Annotated in this window: 15 protein-coding genes; 3 read left to right on the top strand and 12 right to left on the bottom strand. The window is 60.8% G+C overall.

Annotation, left to right across the window (positions count from 1 at the left end; genetic code table 11):
* The first annotated feature begins 124 nt into the window (after positions 1–124).
* Both EKD03_RS10915 and EKD03_RS10910 read left to right on the top strand, forming a co-directional pair.
* Entirely contained in the window at positions 125–1,603 is a 1,479-nt protein-coding gene (locus tag EKD03_RS10915; RefSeq protein ID WP_129630493.1) for a CHAT domain-containing protein, read from the top strand.
* Positions 1,600–2,904, top strand: a complete 1,305-nt coding sequence (locus EKD03_RS10910; RefSeq protein WP_129630491.1) for an NB-ARC domain-containing protein — start codon at positions 1,600–1,602, stop codon at positions 2,902–2,904. The genes EKD03_RS10915 and EKD03_RS10910 overlap by 4 nt, the downstream gene beginning before the upstream one ends.
* Positions 2,905–3,405: 501 nt before the next feature.
* Here EKD03_RS10910 and EKD03_RS10905 read toward each other — a convergent pair.
* From EKD03_RS10905 to EKD03_RS10880, 6 genes are all read right to left on the bottom strand, one after another.
* Positions 3,406–4,788, bottom strand: coding sequence for an LCP family protein (locus EKD03_RS10905; protein ID WP_129630489.1), 1,383 nt, complete (start codon positions 4,786–4,788; stop codon positions 3,406–3,408).
* Between the two features lie 107 nt (positions 4,789–4,895).
* Positions 4,896–5,234 (bottom strand): type II toxin-antitoxin system PemK/MazF family toxin, encoded by a 339-nt coding sequence (locus tag EKD03_RS10900; protein ID WP_129630487.1) that lies wholly within the window; start codon positions 5,232–5,234, stop codon positions 4,896–4,898.
* Positions 5,219–5,461, bottom strand: coding sequence for a ribbon-helix-helix domain-containing protein (locus EKD03_RS10895; protein WP_129630485.1), 243 nt, complete (start codon positions 5,459–5,461; stop codon positions 5,219–5,221). Before EKD03_RS10895 ends, EKD03_RS10900 begins: the two co-directional genes overlap by 16 nt.
* A 180-nt stretch (positions 5,462–5,641) precedes the next feature.
* Positions 5,642–7,906: a xanthine dehydrogenase family protein molybdopterin-binding subunit gene (locus EKD03_RS10890; protein WP_129630484.1), complete on the bottom strand. Its 2,265-nt coding sequence runs from the start codon at positions 7,904–7,906 to the stop codon at positions 5,642–5,644.
* Between the two features lie 84 nt (positions 7,907–7,990).
* Positions 7,991–8,269: a hypothetical protein gene (locus EKD03_RS10885; RefSeq protein WP_129630482.1), complete on the bottom strand. Its 279-nt coding sequence runs from the start codon at positions 8,267–8,269 to the stop codon at positions 7,991–7,993.
* Between the two features lie 275 nt (positions 8,270–8,544).
* On the bottom strand, positions 8,545–9,072 hold the full coding sequence (locus EKD03_RS10880; RefSeq protein WP_129630480.1) for a hypothetical protein: 528 nt from the start codon (positions 9,070–9,072) through the stop codon (positions 8,545–8,547).
* Positions 9,073–9,502: 430 nt separating this feature from the next.
* Between EKD03_RS10880 and EKD03_RS10875 the strand changes: the two genes are divergently transcribed.
* Positions 9,503–11,902 carry an N-acetylmuramoyl-L-alanine amidase gene (locus EKD03_RS10875; protein ID WP_129630478.1) on the top strand — a complete coding sequence of 800 codons (2,400 nt, stop codon included), beginning with the start codon at positions 9,503–9,505 and terminating at the stop codon, positions 11,900–11,902.
* Positions 11,903–11,922: 20 nt separating this feature from the next.
* Here the strand turns inward: EKD03_RS10875 and EKD03_RS10870 are convergent, their stop codons facing one another.
* From EKD03_RS10870 to EKD03_RS10845, 6 genes are all read right to left on the bottom strand, one after another.
* On the bottom strand, positions 11,923–14,958 hold the full coding sequence (locus tag EKD03_RS10870; protein WP_129630476.1) for a PAS domain S-box protein: 3,036 nt from the start codon (positions 14,956–14,958) through the stop codon (positions 11,923–11,925).
* 4 nt (positions 14,959–14,962) lie between these two features.
* Positions 14,963–15,580: an orotate phosphoribosyltransferase gene (locus EKD03_RS10865; RefSeq protein ID WP_129630474.1), complete on the bottom strand. Its 618-nt coding sequence runs from the start codon at positions 15,578–15,580 to the stop codon at positions 14,963–14,965.
* Between the two features lie 140 nt (positions 15,581–15,720).
* Positions 15,721–16,455, bottom strand: coding sequence for an orotidine-5'-phosphate decarboxylase (gene pyrF, locus EKD03_RS10860; protein WP_129630472.1), 735 nt, complete (start codon positions 16,453–16,455; stop codon positions 15,721–15,723).
* Positions 16,456–16,616: 161 nt separating this feature from the next.
* Entirely contained in the window at positions 16,617–17,663 is a 1,047-nt protein-coding gene (locus EKD03_RS10855) for a quinone-dependent dihydroorotate dehydrogenase (RefSeq protein WP_129630470.1), read from the bottom strand.
* A gap of 5 nt (positions 17,664–17,668) precedes the next feature.
* Positions 17,669–18,004, bottom strand: coding sequence for a hypothetical protein (locus tag EKD03_RS10850; RefSeq protein ID WP_129630468.1), 336 nt, complete (start codon positions 18,002–18,004; stop codon positions 17,669–17,671).
* Positions 18,005–18,014: 10 nt separating this feature from the next.
* Positions 18,015–19,085 carry a phosphotransacetylase family protein gene (locus EKD03_RS10845; protein ID WP_129630466.1) on the bottom strand — a complete coding sequence of 357 codons (1,071 nt, stop codon included), beginning with the start codon at positions 19,083–19,085 and terminating at the stop codon, positions 18,015–18,017.
* Positions 19,086–19,093: the final 8 nt, after the last annotated feature.

Below are 19,093 nucleotides of genomic sequence, written 5' to 3'. Positions count from 1 at the left end.
CTGATTGACGCAAAGGCGCAAAGACGCAAAGGTTTTGTTGCAGGCTTTGCGCCTTGGCGTCTTTGCGTCAAAACCGGAATGCTAGGAGAACTGTGAACAATTACTCACCTCCGAGGATCGCAGTGTGATCATTGCGTCGGGGCTGCGCCCCGACAAGGCCACCATATTGTGCTATAGTGGTGCCAGCCAATTCACTAGAGCGAGCCACACCATGCCCACCACCGATCTTGAACTCACGATCACCCGTGCTGCTGATGGGGCAACCACCGCCGCCCTGCGGGCTGAGTTGCCCAACCACCGCGCCGATCTCGTGCCACCCGAACCGGTCTCCCTTGATGCTATGGCGCTGCGTGCGCTCACCACCATCCCCGATGCTTACGGAGCCGCCCTGACCGCGATGGTCTTTGCACCGGGGTTGCGCGAGGCTTGGCAGCGGGTGCGCGGCTTTGCCGAAGCGGGCCAGCCGGTGCGGGTGCGCCTCGTGCTGATCGGCGATGATGGGCTGCACGCTATCCGCTGGGAGTTGCTGCGTGACCCCGTGGATAGTACGCCGCTGGCCTCTAGTGAACGCACGCCCTTTTCGCGCTTCATGGTCACTGCGAGCTTGGCCGAGGTGCAGGCCCCGGCCAAACCCACCCTGCACGCCGTCATCGCGGTGGCGAACCCGGATCTGCTACCCAGATACCAGATGGCCCCGGTGGATGTCGCCGCTGAGGTGCAACGTGCCCAGCGCGGCCTGGGTGATCTGGCCGCCACGATCCTGGATGGCCGCGAAGGTCGCCCTAGCGCGAGTCTGGCCAACATCGCTGCCGCGCTGCGCGAGGGGGCCAGCATCCTCTACTTGGTGTGCCACGGGGCGCTGCACGGGGATGGTTCCTCCCTCTTCCTGGAGATGGATGCCAGCGAGGCGTACCAGCCCACCGCCGGGGCGGCGCTGGTGCAGCAGATCAGCGCGCTGACCCGCCACCCGCTGTTGGTGGTGCTCGCTTCGTGCCAGGGGGCGGGCAACACCTACGAACTGTTGGCCGCACTTGGCCCGCAGTTGGCCCGTGCTGGAATTGGCGCGGTGATCGCCATGCAGGGCAATGTGCCGATGGCCCTGGTGGCCCAACTGATGCCGCGTCTCTTCACGGAGCTGCGCCGCGACGGCCAGATTGACCGGGCACTCGCGGCGGCGCGCGCCGCGCTGCACCAGCACCCCGATTGGTGGATGCCGACGCTCTGGATGGCGGTGCGGGACGGAGCGTTGTGGCGGGCGGAGGTGCCTGTTGCAGCACCCTCGCCAAACTTCTCTATCGGTACGGTGCAGCAGATCACGATCAACGGCGGCAACGTGGGCAGCATCATCGGCACAAACTATGGCAACCCGCCTGCCCCGGCGGGGGCGCAATCCGAAGCCATCACCCACCAGCACACCCTCTTGGCGACCCATCGGCGCACCCTCGGCCACTACCTGCAACAGCTTGCCGTCTTCGGTACGGCCTATGCTCCCCCGCATATTATGCACGGTGCCACAGAGGCACGAGCCGGGATCGCCCGCGCTAAAGCGGCGCTGCGCGCTCTGGGGGTCATGGTTGAAGATCTCCCAGATGACACCCTATGAGCCAGCAAGACGCCATCATCACCGCTCTTGCCGCCGCACTCCCCGCCGAACTAGCGGGGCATGCGGGCGATCTCGCCGCGCTGCTCTCCCGTGATCCAGCGGCCATCGCAACCGAAATAGCCGCACGCCCGGTGCTGGCCGTCGCACTAGCCAGTCTCGCTGGGCAGACCATCGCGGTTGCTGGAGCGCCCTTACAGTTCGCCCGCCACCAGATCGGGACGCTCCAAGAGATCACGATCTCCGGTGGCTATGTCCACCAGATTATCGGCACCGCGATCAGCATCCAACTCCCGCCGGTGGGGACGTATCGCGACCTCGCCGCCGCCCTGGAGTTACTCGCCGCCCTCCCACTGGATGACCTGCCGCCCCATGCGCCACTCCCCACGCCCCACCGCATGCCCTTCAGCCGCAACCCGCACTTTGTCGGGCGTGGCGATGACCTCCATTGGCTGGCGGCGACGCTCAAGGGGGGCGCGACCGCCGCGATTGGCCAGATTGCCGCCGCCACTGGGTTGGGTGGTATCGGCAAGACCAACCTCGCCACCGAGTTTGCCCACCGTTACGGCAAGTTCTTCGCTGGGGGCGTCTTCTGGCTCAGCTTCGCCGACCCCCAGGTCATCACGGCCGAGATCGCCGCCTGCGGCATGGCGCTCAACCTACCCGGCTTCGCCGACCTCAAGATTGACGATCAGGTGCGGCGGGTGATCGCCGCGTGGCAGGAAGCGCTGCCGCGCCTGTTGATCTTCGACAACTGCGAAGACGAAGCGCTGCTGGCCCAGTGGCGACCGACGACGGGCGGGTGCCGGGTGCTGGTGACGAGTCGGGCGAGCCAGTGGGAGAGCGTCCTGGGCGTGGTGGAGCGGCGGCTGGATGTACTCGAACGGGCGGAGAGTATCGCCTTGCTGCGCAGCCTGCGCGAAACTCTGGGGGAAGACGAGGCGGCGATGCTGGCCGAGGTGCTCGGCGACCTACCGCTGGCCTTACACCTCGCCGGAAACTTCCTGCGCACCTACCCCCAGGAGCAGCCCGCAGCCTACCGGCAACGCCTCGCGAGCGCCCTGATCAACCATCCCTCGCTCATGGGACGCGGCTCGCGCCACTCGCCAACCAACCACGAACTCCATGTGGCTGTTATGCGCACCCTCACCGACGGTAGCCCCGAAGCGTGTGCTGCGCTCATCGAGAAGCTCACCGTCACCGCCGACGTCTACGCCACCGGGGCGGCTCCTGGTTCCCACGCCGCGCAGCTCGCCGCGCATCTGCGGGGCTTGGCCGAGCATGTGCGATCCTCGTCGTCGTAGGGGCGCATCGCGATGCGCCCCGCGTTATGTGTCCGCAGATGACGCAGATTGCGCAGATTATTCCGGTTCGTAACCCCAGAGGAACGGAACGGAGGGGCATGCGTTATTTATCCGCAGATTGCGCAGATTACGCAGATTATTCCGGTTCGTAACCGCAAAGGACGCAGAGGGGCGCAGAGGGAGACCTACAAACCCTCCCCCTCTGCGTCCTCGGCGGTTAAATAAGCCTACCGCAAGGGAGACCTACAAACCCGTCCCCCTCTGCGTTCCTCTGCGTCCTCGGCGGTTAAATGAAGCGTACCGCAAGGGAGACCTACAAACCCGTCTCCCTCTGCGTTCCTCTGCGTCCTCGGCGGTTAAATGAAGCGTACCGCAAGGGAGACCTACAAACCCTCCCCCTCTGCGTTCCTCTGCGTCCTTGGCGGTTAAATGAAGCGTACCGCAAGGGAGACCTACAAACCCCTCCCCCTCTGCGTCCTCGGCGGTTAAATGATTAAACCCCTACCCCCCCGCATCATCCCCCAGGATAACCACCACATCCGCCGCGCTCATTACCCCCGGCGCGGTGCCCCGCACCACCTCGGCCTTGAAGATTTGACTCAGGCGGCGCACTGTGGCCGGTTTGCCACTCGGATCATAAATGACGGTGCGCGGGTAGTTGCCTTCGGGGGCATTCTCTGGCGGTAGGAGGCGAAAGCCGTTCGCCTCTAACTCCAAACTAATCGTGCGCGCCAGACCAGGGGTGCTGGTGCCGTTCATCACGAGAATCGTTGCCTGCTCCTGGGCCTCGTTGGGCGGCGCGACAAACGCATCGAGTACCTGCTGAATCCCAGCGGGGTCCCAGATCAGATTCGAGCCGATCTCGGTCATGCCCACGACCTCCGGGCTGATGCGCAGTTGCCCAATCGCATCCGGTTCGAGGCTGCCAGCCAAACCGAGCAGGCCGATCAGAACATCGAGGCGATCAATCGGCATCGTGGTCATAACAGGTGGGGTGCTGCCATCTTCTCCGGCGACCGCAGCCAGTAACCCCGGCACGGCCCAAACCTGACCGAGCATCCCCTTCGCCTGGAACTCGTGTAGGATGGCGCGCATGACCTGCTGTTGGCGTTCTGAACGCCCAAAATCGCTGTCAGCGTGGCGGGTGCGGGCGTAGATGAGCGCCCGCTCACCATCCATGCGCTGCGGCCCTGGCTGAAACTCCACCCGCATGATCCCGAAGTCTGCGGTGGGGTACTCATCATCTATAATCAACTGCGGGACATTGATCGTAATCCCTCCGAGGGCGTCAATCATGCCCGCAAAGCCGTCGAAGTTGATCTGGGCGGTATAGTCAACCCGCATGCCCCGGCTGCGCAGATCGAGCACCTGCTCCACCGTCTGGGCCGCGAGCGCCATCCCGCCCTGCTCCGGGGTCGTGCCGGGGCCATACAACTCTTCGGTGCGCGCATAGCCCTGGCCATAGGCGACATTGATCTTGGTGGTGCCAATATCGGGTAATTCGACTTGGGTATCACGCGGGATGGAGAGCAGACTCACCCAGCGCCCGACAGCATCCAGGCGCACGAGGATGAGTGTGTCGCTGCGTACCCCCTCTTCAGGATGGTCGGGGCGTGCATCCACACCGATCAGCAGCAGGTTGGCTCCGATCAGGGGCGTGGCAAGCGGTGGGTTGGAACGTACCTCCGCCAGTGTGATCGCCCCGGCGAGGCGATGCACCTGCCAGTAGAAGATGCCCAGTCCGAGCAGCATGGCCAGCACCAGCAACCCCAACCCCAGCCGGATCTTGGCCCAGGGGAAGCGCGGTGCAGGTGGGGGCGCGGCGGAACGGCGGCGCATCGCCACCGTTTCGCCCGTATAGGCGCGGGGTGGGGTGGAGGGCATGGGGTTCCTTTCGATAGACCTCCGGTGTGGTACGGCTTGTTGTACAAAAAACCGCCACCCACACTAGGTGTCACCGAGCGCGGCTACGATGAGGGCAAAAAAGTCAATTAGTCGGCGATGATTTCGTTCAAGCCATCAATAATTTCGTCCACATCGCTTGGGTCAACGGCACCTACGCGGTTACTGAGGCGTTGGACGGAGAGGGTGCGAATCTGGCTGACTTTGACCCACGATGGTTTGGGTAAGGTTCCATCGGGGAGCGGATAGGTCAATGGATAGCCTGCTAAAGGGCGTTGGCTGGTGATCGCGAGCGCAATCACGGTTCCGGAGCGCGCATTAAAAACGTCATGGCTGATCACGAGTACTGGGCGCGTCCCGGCTTGTTCGAAGCCACGGACGGGGTCAAGATCAGCCCACCAAATATCCCCTCTTAATATACTGGCCATTGCGCGCTATCCTGTTCAAACTGCTCTTCGGCCAATGCCTGTTCGTCCACGGGCGAGAGTTTCGCACTTTCGCGGGCTAAACGGTGCCGACGCATCCGCGTTAATTTATCGGCAAGGGCTTCCTGAATCGCTTTACTCCGATTGGCAAACACCTGTTGCGCAACGAGGCGGTCGAGTTCTGCGAGCAGGCTACTATCAATGGTAATCGCAACCTTGGTGGTCGTCATACGCTACCTCGTGTGCGTGTATCAATCGTCGCAATTTGGTATGATAAATTATCATACCACAGCATACAGGTGATTGCAAGGAATTCCATAACCGTATCGGGGCGCACGATCCAGAATCACGATCCTGTGAACGTCATGCTATGTTGGGGACGCTGCCGCCCAACATGTCTTGTCCATCCTTTACAAACCAATGATCGCCCGCCACACCACCTCGTCATTGATCGGGAGTTGGGTAATCCGCACGCCCACCGCACTGCGCACCGCATTGGCCAGCGCCGCCGCTCCGGCGGTAATCGGCGGCTCACCGACACCGCGCGCCCCGAATGGCCCATGCGGAGCCGGGTTTTCGAGCATGATCGCCTCAATGCTCGGCAGATTGTCGGCACGCGGCAGCGCATAGTCCATAAACGTGGCGGTAAGCAACTCACCATGCTCGTCGTAGCGCAGCGCCTCGTACAAGCCCCAACCTACCCCCTGCGCCGAGGCTCCATGCATCTGGCCCTCGACCAGCATGGGGTTGAGCGCAAAGCCGACATCCTGGATGGCCACGTAGCGCAACGGCGTCACCCGCCCCGTCTCCGGGTCAACCCGCACCTCCACCAGATGCGCCACAAACCCCGGTGCATTCTCGGCGGGTGCGGTGCGACCCACACCCACAATTGGCCCTGGCCCGCCCGCTTGTCGTTCGCCCCGGCGGGCCAGTTTACCCAAGGGGATGCTGCGCTCCGGTGCGCCACGCACACTCACCTGGCCCGCCCCTAGTTCCAGATCCGCAACCGGAGCCGCCAATATCGTGGCGGCCAGTTCTAATAGTTGCTGGCGTGCCGCCTGTGCGGCTGCCGCCACCGCCGCACTCACACTGTAGGTGATCTGGCTGCCACCACTCGAACCCGCAAACGGGCCAGTGCGCGTATCACCCTGGATGATCTCCACCTGCTGCGGCGCAACCCCCAGGATCTCGGCGGCCACCAAGACAAAGCTACTATTCACCCCGGAGATGTCCACCGAACCCACATGCACCCGCACCGTCCCGTCGGCGTCCACGCGGCACACCGCCGCCGCCGGGGTAGAGCTACACGGCCAGCCACCAATCGCTAAGCCCACCGCGTGGCCCGGCTCAGTCGGGCGCTGCGTCCAGAGCGGGTGGCTCCGCGCCGCCTCAAGCACCTGCACCAAACCAATCGAGGGCCACGGGTCGCCATTGCCCATCAGATCGCCCTCGCGGGCGGCATTGTGCAACCGCAACTCTAAGGGGTCGCGGCCCAACTCACGCGCCAGATCATCCATACTCGACTCGATGGCAAACGTGGCCTGCGGCGCACCCGGCGCACGGTACGAACCCACCTGGGGTTTGTGGGTCAACACCTCGGCCACGGCGATCTCGACATTCGGGCAGCGGTAGTAGCCACCCAGCAAGACGGCTACAATCCCACCCAGCGGGTAGGGGTAGACGCCATTGTCGAGCTTGACATCGGCCTTGAGCGCGGTGAGCGTACCATCCTGAGCCGCACCGAGCGTCAGCGTGATCAGCGTTGCCGGCGAGGGGGTAGTAGTCAGGAAATCCTCGCTGCGGGTGAGGGTGAGGCGCACCGGACGCCGCATGCGCAGCGCCGCCGCCGCCACGAGTGGCTCGATGATGCCATACTTGGCCCCGAAGCCACCGCCAAAGGTGGTAGGCACAATCGTCACTTGGTTGAGCGCAAGACCCAGCACCCGCGCCACTTCAGCACGCACCCCAAACTGATCCTGGGTCGCGGTATAGATCGTCAGGGTGGAACGGAACGGATCAACATCGGCGAGGCAGGCATGGGGTTCCAGGTAGCCCTGATGGACAATCGGGGTGCGGTAGGTGCGAGTGAGGGTGACAGCGGCGGCAGCCAGCCCCGCCTCCACATCACCGCGCTGAAAGTGCTTCTGCTCGTGGATGTTGGTGGGCGCGTGGGCCGCAGTATCGGCGCTGCCGCGTGCCACCGCCGCGTGGGTCGCCGTCAGATCAGCCCCGGCCTTGGGCACACCGTGCGGCCAGATCAGTGGCGCAGACGGATCGAGCGCCTGCTCCAGATCGGCCACCACCGGCAAGGGATCATACTCGGCTTGCAGCGCGGCCAGCCCATCGGCGGCGGCGGCCTCACTCTCCGCCAACACCAACGCCACCGGCTCACCGCGATAGCGCACCACATCCTCGGCCAGCGTCGTCGTCTGACGCGAGCCTGCCATTCGCCCCTTTGTCACCAGATCGGTCGCGGTCAGCACCGCCACCACCCCAGCGATGGAGCAGGCAGCACTCGTATCAATACGAACAATCCGCGCATGCGCATACGGGCTGAGCAACACCCGCGCATAGAGCATATTCGGCAGCACCAGATCACCCGCATAGCGCGCACGCCCGGTGATCTTCTCCAAACCATCAATAATCTTACGGCGTTTACCGAGATAAGTCGTCATAGGTGTCACCTTGGATAGCAGAAGCGGGTTATCCGGCAGCAGTATAGCATAGGGAGTACGAGCAATCTTCCGTGAGGGGATTGTTTAGGGCAGAATCAGGGGCATCAGCGCACTCAGCGCCCAGCCAATGATACATGTCGGGATGAGTCCCCAAACTAGGAGGAGAACGATACCACGCCACCACGGGCCAATCGGTTGAAGCACGAACAAGGGATACTGATCTGCCCCCTGCGGCAGCACACGTATGCCGAGGCAGCGGCCAGGTGGTTGGAGGAGCCACAAAACGACCAGGGCAGCACCAATAAACCCCAGGCCAATGTTTGACCAACTACGCGGCAGTGTACCTGCAATGATCAGAGGCATACAGGAAGCAAGGGCAAGTGGGAGCGCGATAGATGCTCTCAGATGCCAATAGAGCGCATGACCTACTTGATACCCATTCGCCTGATGCACCGCAAGCCGAATGACGGCTCGGTGAAAGAGCCTCGGCCAGAGATTCGCGAGGGTACAGTAGATCCAGCCTAGCGAGGTAACACCCCAAGCCCAGAACCATAGCGAGCCGATGAGGGAGTGAACAACGTCCATAAATCATCCCGTAGGGGCGAAGCATCGCCCACCAACCTCGGTCGGGTTCGCCCCTACTTTAGCACGCGGATAAACAGATCACGCAGGAGATCTTCCCACTGGAACCAGAGGGCACCAGACTGCATCTGGGCGGAGCCTGTGCTCAATTCCGCAGCCTGAGCGGGTGCATAGCCATCAATCGGTATACAACTGATAGCCTCCAATAACTCCAGCGCCCGTCTGGTCTCCTCATATGCCCGATCCTGCCGAGACTCAGTCTGCCAGAGATACCTGATTCGTTCGATCTGCCGTGCTAACTCATCGCGCACCTGTGTGCGTAGATCATCGTCGAGAAAGCTACCCAGAGGATCAACATCGAGCGCAGTGATCACCTCACGTAAGAGGGCGGCACTTGTAGCTGTATGAAAGCGGTCGGCAATCTGATAGCGCTTCTCCGTGAGAAGCCGGTGGAAGAACCGACCAACAACAGGGGCGCAATCAACACCGACGGGGAAGGCAGCCAACATCCTTCGGCGTGTGGCGACAAACTCCTTGCGCTCACGAAGCGTCTCGGGAAAGCCATCAAATAACTTGAATCCCAAACCTAGCATCAATGGCGGTAGCCCCAATGCTCGTGCAATAAGAGCAACCTCATCCGGATGCGGACAACCCAGCGCATACAGAAACACGGAGCCACCCGGTAGATACAGCGGCTTCAGCGTCCCCTGCTCGGCATGGGATTGCATCTGCGTCAGTATGTCGTCACGGAAACGACGGTTGTTGTGGAAGGAGAGGATGAGTGTAGTCCCTTACTGTTCTAGCCCGCACACCCAGGAGCTTTAGCTTTCTATTATACGGCAATGAACCAGCAGTATCCTGGGAGCGCGGGCATCCCACAGGGCATGGGCAAATCCTTGGGGCGCAGTAGCTTTAGGTCAACATCCTGTCATCATCCTGTCATGCAAACCGCACGGGTTCTACGATCCTCTGTCGTTCTGATCAAAAGAAATCGTGTATCCACGGAGGTTTGCTATGTTCCAGCGCACCATGATCCCAGTGTTGATCAGTTGTTGCTGCCTGATACTGCTCAGTCTGCTCCCCACCACACCGAGTAGCGCCGCGCCACCCAGTGGCCAGCCGGTGCAGACCGTCCTCGATCCGGCTCAACTGAGTAGTACCGGCAGCGGCGACTACCTCTCGCCGATCACTGCGACTCAACCCTTCACCCATATGCTGCTGCGCTGGGAGGTGGTGCAGCCTGCGCAGAGCGGGGTGCAACTTGAAGTCCGGGCGAGTATGGATGCCACCAACTGGACTCCATGGGGTAGTGTGGGTGAAGATGACGACCTCTGGCAGCCTGCGGATGGCCCCAACCTCCACTGGAGCACGATCATCTACGCCGGGGAGGAGATGCGCTTCTGGCAGGTGCGGGCCACCCTGGGCGCGGCTCCCGATGGCAGCCTGCCAACTCTAGGGCAGATCGCGGTCAATACGGTGGATGCCCACTATGGGCCGAGTACCCCCACCCCTAGCGCCGATCTGGCCGCCATCGGTAAGCCCGCTGTGGTCAGTCGCAGCGACTGGGGCAGCCCTGATGGCCAGGGTAGCCGCGCTACCCCCGCCTACTCTAGCGTGACCCATCTGGTGATCCACCACACCGCCGATTCTAATAGCCTGGGGAGTAGCGAGAAGAGTTGGGCCGACCGGGTGCGGGCGATCTGGTCGTTCCACGCCATTTCGCGTGGCTGGGGCGATATTGGCTACAACTTCCTGATCGATCCGAATGGCCTGATCTATGAAGGTCGCGCCGGGGGCGATAACGCGGTCGGCTTCCACGATACCGCCAACTATGGCTCCATGGGCGTCTCGGTTATGGGCACCTATAGCAGTGTCGCGCCCTCCTCTGCCGCGCAGAGCAGCTTGGTGAACCTGTTGGCATGGAAGGCCGAGCAGCGCAACATTGATCCCCAAGCCAGTACCTCCTACTACGGTTGTACCCGCTCCACCTACTGCGCGCCCTTCAATGCCGGGGGGGTGGTGCCGACCATCTCCGGGCACCGCCAGGTGACACCGGGGCATACGACATGTCCCGGCGATAGTTTCCAGGCGCTCATCCCCAATATCCGGCTCCAAGTACAGAATCGGCTGAATGTTCCCGCCCCGATCACCAGCATGGAGTTGCTGAATGTGCAGTACGACCGCACCACGGTTGTGGCGGGTGAACTGCTCAAAATCACCTTTACCGTGCGCAACAACGGCAATCAGACGATCATGACCCAAGCGCCACAGGCGGGCAACTTCAATGTGGCCGACAGCTACGTCTACGATGAGGATGAGTGCTTCCTCGGCGATGCCGCCCAGAGCTACCCGGTCTACCCCAAGGAGAGTAACCGCTTCCGCGTAACCTTGGGGGTAGTTGAATCCGCCCGCGCCCCGGCGTGCAATGGCGAGAGCGGCGGCTACCCGTGGCGCTGGGGGATCAATGGCGATCTGGCGCCGGGTGCGACGCGCCAAGTGGTGGGCTACCTGCGCTTCCGCGAGCCAGGGACGGTGACGCTGCGCGCCGGGGCGATCAATGAGTATGTGGGCTACATGGCGCGTGATGCCTTTAGCCAGAGCATTACGGTGATTGGTGAGCGTAGTGCGCCAATGCTGAATAGCTATAATGCCAATCTGAACCCAGTCGCCAATGTCTACCGCTTAGGCAATGTGCCGGACAACTTTCTGGCCCGCACCCAGAATGCGCTCTCGATCACCAAGGGCGAGTGGCTGGGCAGTTTTGTGTGGGACGGCACCCCAACCGATTGGGGCCACAGCGGCCCAATTGCCGGGGTCAACGACAATTTTGTGATCGAACAGACCCGCGTCTTCATCGCGCCAACAGCCGGTACCTACACCTTCCAGACTACCAGCGACGATGGCTCGTGGCTATGGGTGGATGGGGTACCCGTCGTTCTGAATAGCGGGCTGCATGCGACCGAGAGCAAGCAGGGCACAATCTACCTCGGTGCTGGACGCCATGTGCTGAGTTTCAAATACTTTGAGCGTGAGGGCGGTGCCTTCGCGGGCTATCGGGTCATGCTCCCCGGCTCCAGCGTCTTTGCGGGGGTGATCGAAGGGCTAGGCGGAAATGGTACCCAAAACGATAGCACCCTGGGCGGAACCTTCCAACAAATTCGTGGCGTCACCCTCGTGGCCGACGACTTTGGGGGCAGTGGCGTGAGCAAACTGCGCATCTCGTTTGATGGGGTGCAGTGGATCGAATTTGCCGGACGCAGCGCCAACATCGGCCAACTCGTAGATGGCCGCTATACCATTTACTACAAGGCGGTAGATGCTGAACAGAACGAATCGGCAACCCAGGTGCTCACCCTCAATGTGGATTCGCGGATGACCATCTGGCGCACCTACATCCCGATGGTGGCACGGTAGAGACGCAATATCTTGCGTCTCTACCGTGCCACCATCGCCCCGATCATCCCCGCCAGATGGCGCAGACTCACCGGCTTGGTCAGGTACTCATTGGCCCCGGCCTCCAAACAGCGCTCGCGGTCGCCCGGCATGGCCAGTGCGGTCAGTGCGATGATCGGGACGTGCGCATAGGCGGGCATCTGGCGCAATCTGCGCGTGGCCTCGATACCATCCATCACTGGCATCTGGATGTCCATCAGGATGAGTTCGGGCTGGGCCTGCTCAACCAGATCGAGTGCCTCCTGACCATTAAGAGCCACCACGACCGTATAGCCATGGCTTTCCAGGTAGTCGCAGATCGTTAAAATATTGACTTGGTTGTCCTCGACGAGCAGAATGCGGTGCCCATGAGAATCGGATACTACCGCCTGGGGCGCGGGTGGCGGAGCAGAACTGATACGACTACTCTGCATCTCTGGCCGACGATAGGGTAACTGGATCGTGAAACGGCTACCCTGGCCCAATTCACTCGCAACCATCACCCCGCCGCCGTGCATCTCGGCCAAGCGCCGCACCAGCGCCAAGCCCAACCCGGTGCCTTCATGCTGGCGGCTCAGGCTCGAATCGAGTTGTTTGAAGGGCTGAAAGAGGCGTGCCACATCTTCTTGGGCAATCCCAATACCCGTATCCTGCACCACAAATGCGATCAGTTCCGCCTCATGTTCAATCTGCACTTCGAGATCAACCCGCCCCTTGGGTGGCGTAAACTTCACCGCGTTACTCAGCAGATTGACCAACATCTGCTTGAGGCGGCGCGGGTCGGCCTCCATCTCGGCCATCTGGTCGTTGAGGTGGAAACTCAGGCGCAGCGACTTCTTCAGTGCCTGTTCCTTCACAAAGAGTAGACTGGCCTGACACACATCAGCGATGCTCACGGGTTCGATCTGGAGATTCAGCCGCCCAGCCTCAACTTTGGAGAGATCAAGAATATCGTTGATCAGCGCGAGCAAGTGTTGGCCACTGGCTTCAATGTTGCGCAGAGCATCAAGCTGGCGCTCATTCAGCGGCCCGCGCACCTCCTCGATCAAGGCTTCACTCAGGCCCAGGATGGCATTCAGCGGAGTACGTAATTCATGGCTCATACTCGCCAGGAACTCGTCTTTGGTACGCGCCGCATGGGCAAGCGCCATGTTGGCTTGGCGCAACGTCTCCTCCGCCTGCTTCTCGACAGTGATGTCGCGCAGTGTGGCTAAATAGTGCGGTTGCCCCTGGATCGTCAAGCCAAAGACCCGCATCCCAACATCACGCATCTCACCATCAGCGCGCTGGAGTTGGAGATTGATGCTCGTGAACTGATTATGCTGCCTGAGATCGTGTGCAACGACCGTCACCAGATCCCACGCCACCGCAGCGGTCATTAACCCGATATTCTCCGGGGTGCGCCCAATCATTTGTGCGCTCGAATAGCCCGTCATCTGCTCGAAGGCGCGGTTGAGTTGTACCACTTCGCCCTGCACAGAGAAGAGGACAAAAGCATCGGGAGAAGATTCGATGAGCAGGCGCGTGCGCTCTTCGGTCTCGCGCAGTGCCAACTCGGCCTTCTTACGTTCGGTGTTATCAAAGACCGTCGAGCGGCTCATCAGGTAATTGCCGTGCTCGTCATACACCGCTGTAGCACTGATCAAGACCGGCATCAGGGTGCCGTCCTTCTTGCACAACTCAAACTCAAGATCGCGCACACTCCCCTGCTGTTTGAAGATCGGGAAGAGATGTTCAAAATCGGGAATGCTGCGCGAACTGAGCATTTCTGTAAAGTGGTGCCCCAATAACTCCTCACGCATGTAGCCCAACCAATCCAAATGGGTCTGGTTGAGCATAATCACAAAACCATCAGAATCCAACGAGTGGTAGCCTACTGGCGCATTCTCGTAGAGATCCTGAACCTCCATGGTGCGCTGCTGGACGCGATCTTCAAGCGTCTGGTTCAGTTCATGCAGCACCCGTTGATTCTGTTCCAGCGACTCTTTGGTGCGCAGGTGGATAATCACATTGCCGATCTCGGAGGCAATCGCCTCCAGCGCATTCCGTGAGAAGGGGGTGATCTCAGCCAAACTATGCGAAGCAAGGAACAGATAGCCCAAGACACCTTCATTGGTCGGGATGGGGATAGTCGCAAAACTGCGCAAGCCCTCAAGGTGCGACACATGGTAGATCGGATCATCGGTGACTGTGCGATAGGATGGCAGATCAATCAAGAGATCCTGAATACGGGGGCTATCAGCAGGATAATCCGCGATTGCTTCTGCGCATGCAGTACTCAGACCGGTATGGTAGGCCAGTTTGAGCGTTTCACAGGTGTGATCAAAGAAGTAGAATCCACCACTATCCATCCCATTGATGCGCAATACAATCTGCAAACAGATCGGTAACGCCTCTTCAATGGAGGTGACACTACTCGTAATCCGGGCGAGATCGCGCTGCGCATAGACCAACTCCTCGGTCTGGTTGCGATCAGTAATATCATAGATGATCGAGAAGAGAACGTCCTGTTCACGGAAGCAAATCGGGGAAGAGTGAACCTCAACTGTGCGCTGGCTCCCATCAGCACGCCGATGTGGGAAGATGAAGTGGCTACGCACTTCGCGCATGGCCTTCTGGCGCTCCGCAGCGATCTGTTCAGGCGAGAGGGTGTTAATCTGTTCGATGTGCATACTCCGCAGTTGCTCTTTGGAGTAACCATAGAAGCATGTCGCGGCCTTGTTGGCTTCAACAATCTGGCCACTCAGTGAATCGATCAACAGCATGATCGCGCCATGCTCCTCGAACATCAACTGAAACTGCTGATCACTCGCTTTAATCGCCGCCTCACACTCATGCCTGCGGCGTGCCCGGGGTGAATATTGGCCGATCAACCATCCCGCCCCCAACGCCAAGATCAAACTAAATCCCAACAACCCGATCTCCCAGAAACCCAATGTGGGGATCAGGTTGAAGCGATCAATGCCGAGGAATACCAAGATCATCCCCAACATCAGAATGATCAAGCCTAGCGGTAGGTTGGGATGGTTGTCGTCCATGATCTTAGCGCAGCATATGCCCCTTACCTAAGCGTGGATTGATCGGCACTCCCGCTGCACACAACGGACACTCCTGGGCGCTCCACGACTCTAGCGGCACGGTTGCCAAACTGTAGAGTTGGGGCGCACCCAACAACTCAGCCGTAACTCCCCCCCGGTTGCAGAGTGCGGCAACGCCAACCACGATCCCACCAGCAGCCTCGACCGCTTCCACCACCATGCGCGCCGAGCCACCCGTGGTCAAGATGTCCTCAACCACCAACACCCGCCGCCCTTGCAGCAGCGCATCATACCCGCGTCGGAAGGTTCGCGCCTTGCCCGTCTCGGTCTGTGTCTCCTCGGCATAGACCGCCAACACCTCACGGCCAGCGGCATACCCCAGGTGGTGCGCCGTCCACTGCGCGATGATCACTCCACCTACGGTTGGCCCCGCCACCGCCTCGATCTCCTGATCGGCGTAGTGGCTGGCGATCTGCGCACAAACAGTACGAGTCGCTTCGGTATGCGGGTAGAGTGCATCTTTGTTTACATAGCTACTGCCATGCCGCCCAGAGGTATAGACAATATGGTCGCCAGTAATCAGCGCACCAACCTGGGCTAAGATCGCTAACACATCACTCATAGTTCAGTTCCTTACTTCCTCCACGGAATACCTTTTTGATGCAAAGACGCGAAGGCGCAAAGTCTTTACTATAGGCATAAGTTCACTCAAAATCTTTGCGTCTTTGCGTCTTTGCGCCTTTGCGCCTTTGCGTCAACCAACTACATGTGCAACTCAGCCGCAATCCGTATCGCAGCCTCATATGGCCCGCCCACCTCTGCCGGAGCCGCCGTAATTGGCCGCCCAATCACCAGATAGTCACTCCCCGCCGCCACCGCCTCGGCGGGTGTCATGACCCGGCGCTGATCGCCACTACTCGCCCACACCGGGCGCACCCCCGGCGTCACGATCAGCAGATCAGGGCCACAAGCAGCGCGGATGGCGGCGATCTCGTGCGGCGAAGCCACCACGCCATCCAATCCGCACGCCTGGGCCATCTGAGCTAGATGGACGACATGCTCGGCAAGTGAACCAGCCACCCCCAACTCATCGCGCAGTGCCGGGGCATCCAGGCTGGTCATGATCGTGACCCCCAACAACAACGGGCGCTGCGGGCCTGCCGCACGCGCCGCCTCGGCGGCGGCGCGCAGCATCGCCGCCCCGCCGTGGCAGTGCAGGGTGAGCATGCGTACCGCTGGCCCCAGCGCACACGCCGAACGTACTGCCCCCGCCACCGTGTTAGGAATGTCGCAAAATTTTAGATCGAGAAAGACCGCCCCGCCCTGGGCGGCCACCGCATGCACCACCTGGGGTACGCCAACCGCCGTGCAAAGTTCCATCCCTACCTTAAAACCACCCACCTGCCCACGCAGTTGCTCAACTAGCGCCAAGGCACTGGCGAGGTCAGCAACATCGAGCGCAACCAGGATGCGCTCGTGGGGTGCTACAGCTACCATACTCTATTTCTCCCTCAAGATACCAGGGCGGTAACGGTTCTTACTTTCCCTGAATTCACATGTTGACGCAAAGACGCCAAGGCGCAAAGCCTTCACTAGAGGCTCCCATCACAACCTTTGCGTCTTCGCGCCTTTGCGTCAAAAAAGGGCTGCCCTTTAACCTACACCATCGCCCGCGCAATGCGGCGCACCACCCCCGGCCCCTGGTAGATCAGGCCGGTATAAATCTGGATCAGATCGGCTCCCGCAGCACGCATGGCCAAGGCATCATCGGGAGTGAAGATGCCACCCACACCAATGATCGGCAGCGTCGGGCCAGCCTCGCGGCGAATGAAGCGTACCACCTCTAAGGCCCGCGCCGCCAATGGACGCCCACTCAGCCCCCCGGCTTCGCTGGCACGCGGATGATCGGCGACGCCCCCCCGACCAATTGTGGTGTTGGTGGCGATGATTCCACTGACCCCATGCTCGGCGGCCACGTCCAACACCTCGCTGATCGCGGCCTCGCTCAGATCAGGCGCAATCTTGACCAGCAGGGGCTTGGGGATGGCGTGGCGCGCTTGGCTGACGCGCTGGTTGATGATCTGGAGTTCCGCCAAAAGTTCACTCAGATGCGCCCGGTCTTGCAGGTTGCGCAGACCCGGCGTGTTGGGCGAACTCACATTCAGCGCAAAGTAACTGCCGAAGTCGTAGAGGGCGCGGAACGACGCACAGTAGTCGTCGGTGGCCTTCTCCAACGGGGCTGCCCGCGACTTGCCCAGGCTAATGCCGATTGGCAGCGACGGCCTCCCCAACTTGCGCAACCGCGCCGCCAGCGCCACCGCGCCGTCATTGTTGAAGCCCATGCGGTTGATCAGCGCCTCATGTTCGGGCAGGCGGAAGATACGTGGGCGCGGGTTACCGGGCTGGATCTGCCAAGTGACCGTACCGGCCTCAACAAAGCCGAAACCCATAGCAGCCCACGCCGCCAGCGCCACGCCGTTCTTATCCATCCCCGCCGCCAACCCCACCGGATTGGGAAAATGCACCCCAAAAAGCGTGCGTCCATACACCGGATTCTGGCGCATGGTCAGAATCCGCCCCAACCAGTTCGCGCCCGGCACCTGGCTCGCCAACGCCAACATGGCCACCGTCGTATCGTGGATCGCCTCAGCATCACCCCCGGCAACACGGAAGAGGATCGGGCGGAGCAATTTCTTGTACAACATAGGCGTTAAAATGGCTCGACGCCCACTTCAGAGAGATCCTCGGCAAAACGCTCCAGATCACGCACGCCACGCAACTTCTCGATCCGCCCCAACAGGCGGCGGCGATCCTGTTCATCGGTGATCACCGCACGCTCGATATATTGGCGCAGATAGATTCCGATCAGTTCCATCTGCTGCGGATTCAGATCTTCACTGCGCATGTAGACTTCAATCGCAGCACTGAGCGCACCGCTAGTCTCTTCCATCCAAAAACGGGGTGGCTTGGCCACGGCGAATGGGTAGGGATAATCGGCATTGGCCACGAAGGTCAGCACGCCAATCTGTTCTGGTTCCTGGGTCATGAGTATCTCACTAACCTACTGCCATACCGAGCGCCTCGTAGAGACGCCCGAAATCGAAGTGATTCTCCATCAGATTGATAAAGTGGCTCAGTTTGGAAGCCTGATGGAAACGCACCCGCCCGAAGAGACTCTCGGCACGATCTACCGTCACCAGGGTATCATCGGGAACGATGATGATCGGCACCTGACGCTCCTCAGCCCGATCCATCACCTGGTAAGCCGGGCGGATGTTGCCGGTCAGCACCAGCGCGTTGGTACTCGTCTCCAACGCGGCCAGTTGCAGATCGCTGCGGTCGCCGCCAGTAATCACCACCTTGTTCGAGCGACGGCGGAAGAAGGAGAGGCTGGCCTCTGCGCCCATCGCACCAATCATGAGCGAGTCGACCATCTTGTGGCACCACTCGCGCTTGCCGATCAACTGCCCACCCAGATGCTCGATCAACTCCTCGACCGTGACCCCAGCCAGGGTACTATCGTGGGGCAAGAGGCCAAAGACAGGGATACCACGCGATTCGAGGAAGGGCACCACCCGGCTCTGCACAAAATCGCGCTGCGGATCTTCAACCTGATTGAGCAATACCCCGATCAGGCGATCACCCACATAGCGCTGCACCGAGAGAATCGTATCCACCGCGAGGCTGGTGTTGTAGCGACTCACCAACAAACCCGGTGCATGAAGAAGATCCGTAACCTGATCAGCACTCAGATCAACTAATGCCCCCTCCGACCAAGTATTCGTCCCCTCCAACACCATCGCGTCCTTATCACGCGAGACCGAGAGATAGGCATCGCGCAAGGTTTTGGCGAAATTATTGGGTTGCCCACGCATAATCGAATCGATCACCCCGGGGGTAATCAGCACCGGCGCAATCTGATCGAGCGGAGCGGAGAGACCGAGCGTTTCACGGATGAAGGCGGCGTCCTCATCGAGCACCTGATCGGCCCGATGGGCCACCGAGACACTGACCGGCTTCATATAGCCAACATTGAACCCATCGCGCTGCATGCGGCGCAGCAGCCCCATGCAGACCGCGCTCTTGCCGACAAAGGTTTCAGTTGACGCGACATAGAGCGTTGCCATTGCTGCCT

It is taken from the genome of Candidatus Oscillochloris fontis (genome assembly GCF_004138135.1).
In the GTDB taxonomy this organism is placed as follows: Bacteria; Chloroflexota; Chloroflexia; order Chloroflexales; family Chloroflexaceae; genus Oscillochloris; species Oscillochloris fontis.
The sequence above is the reverse complement of the archived record's forward strand: the minus strand, read 5'-3'. Positions and strand labels throughout refer to the sequence as shown.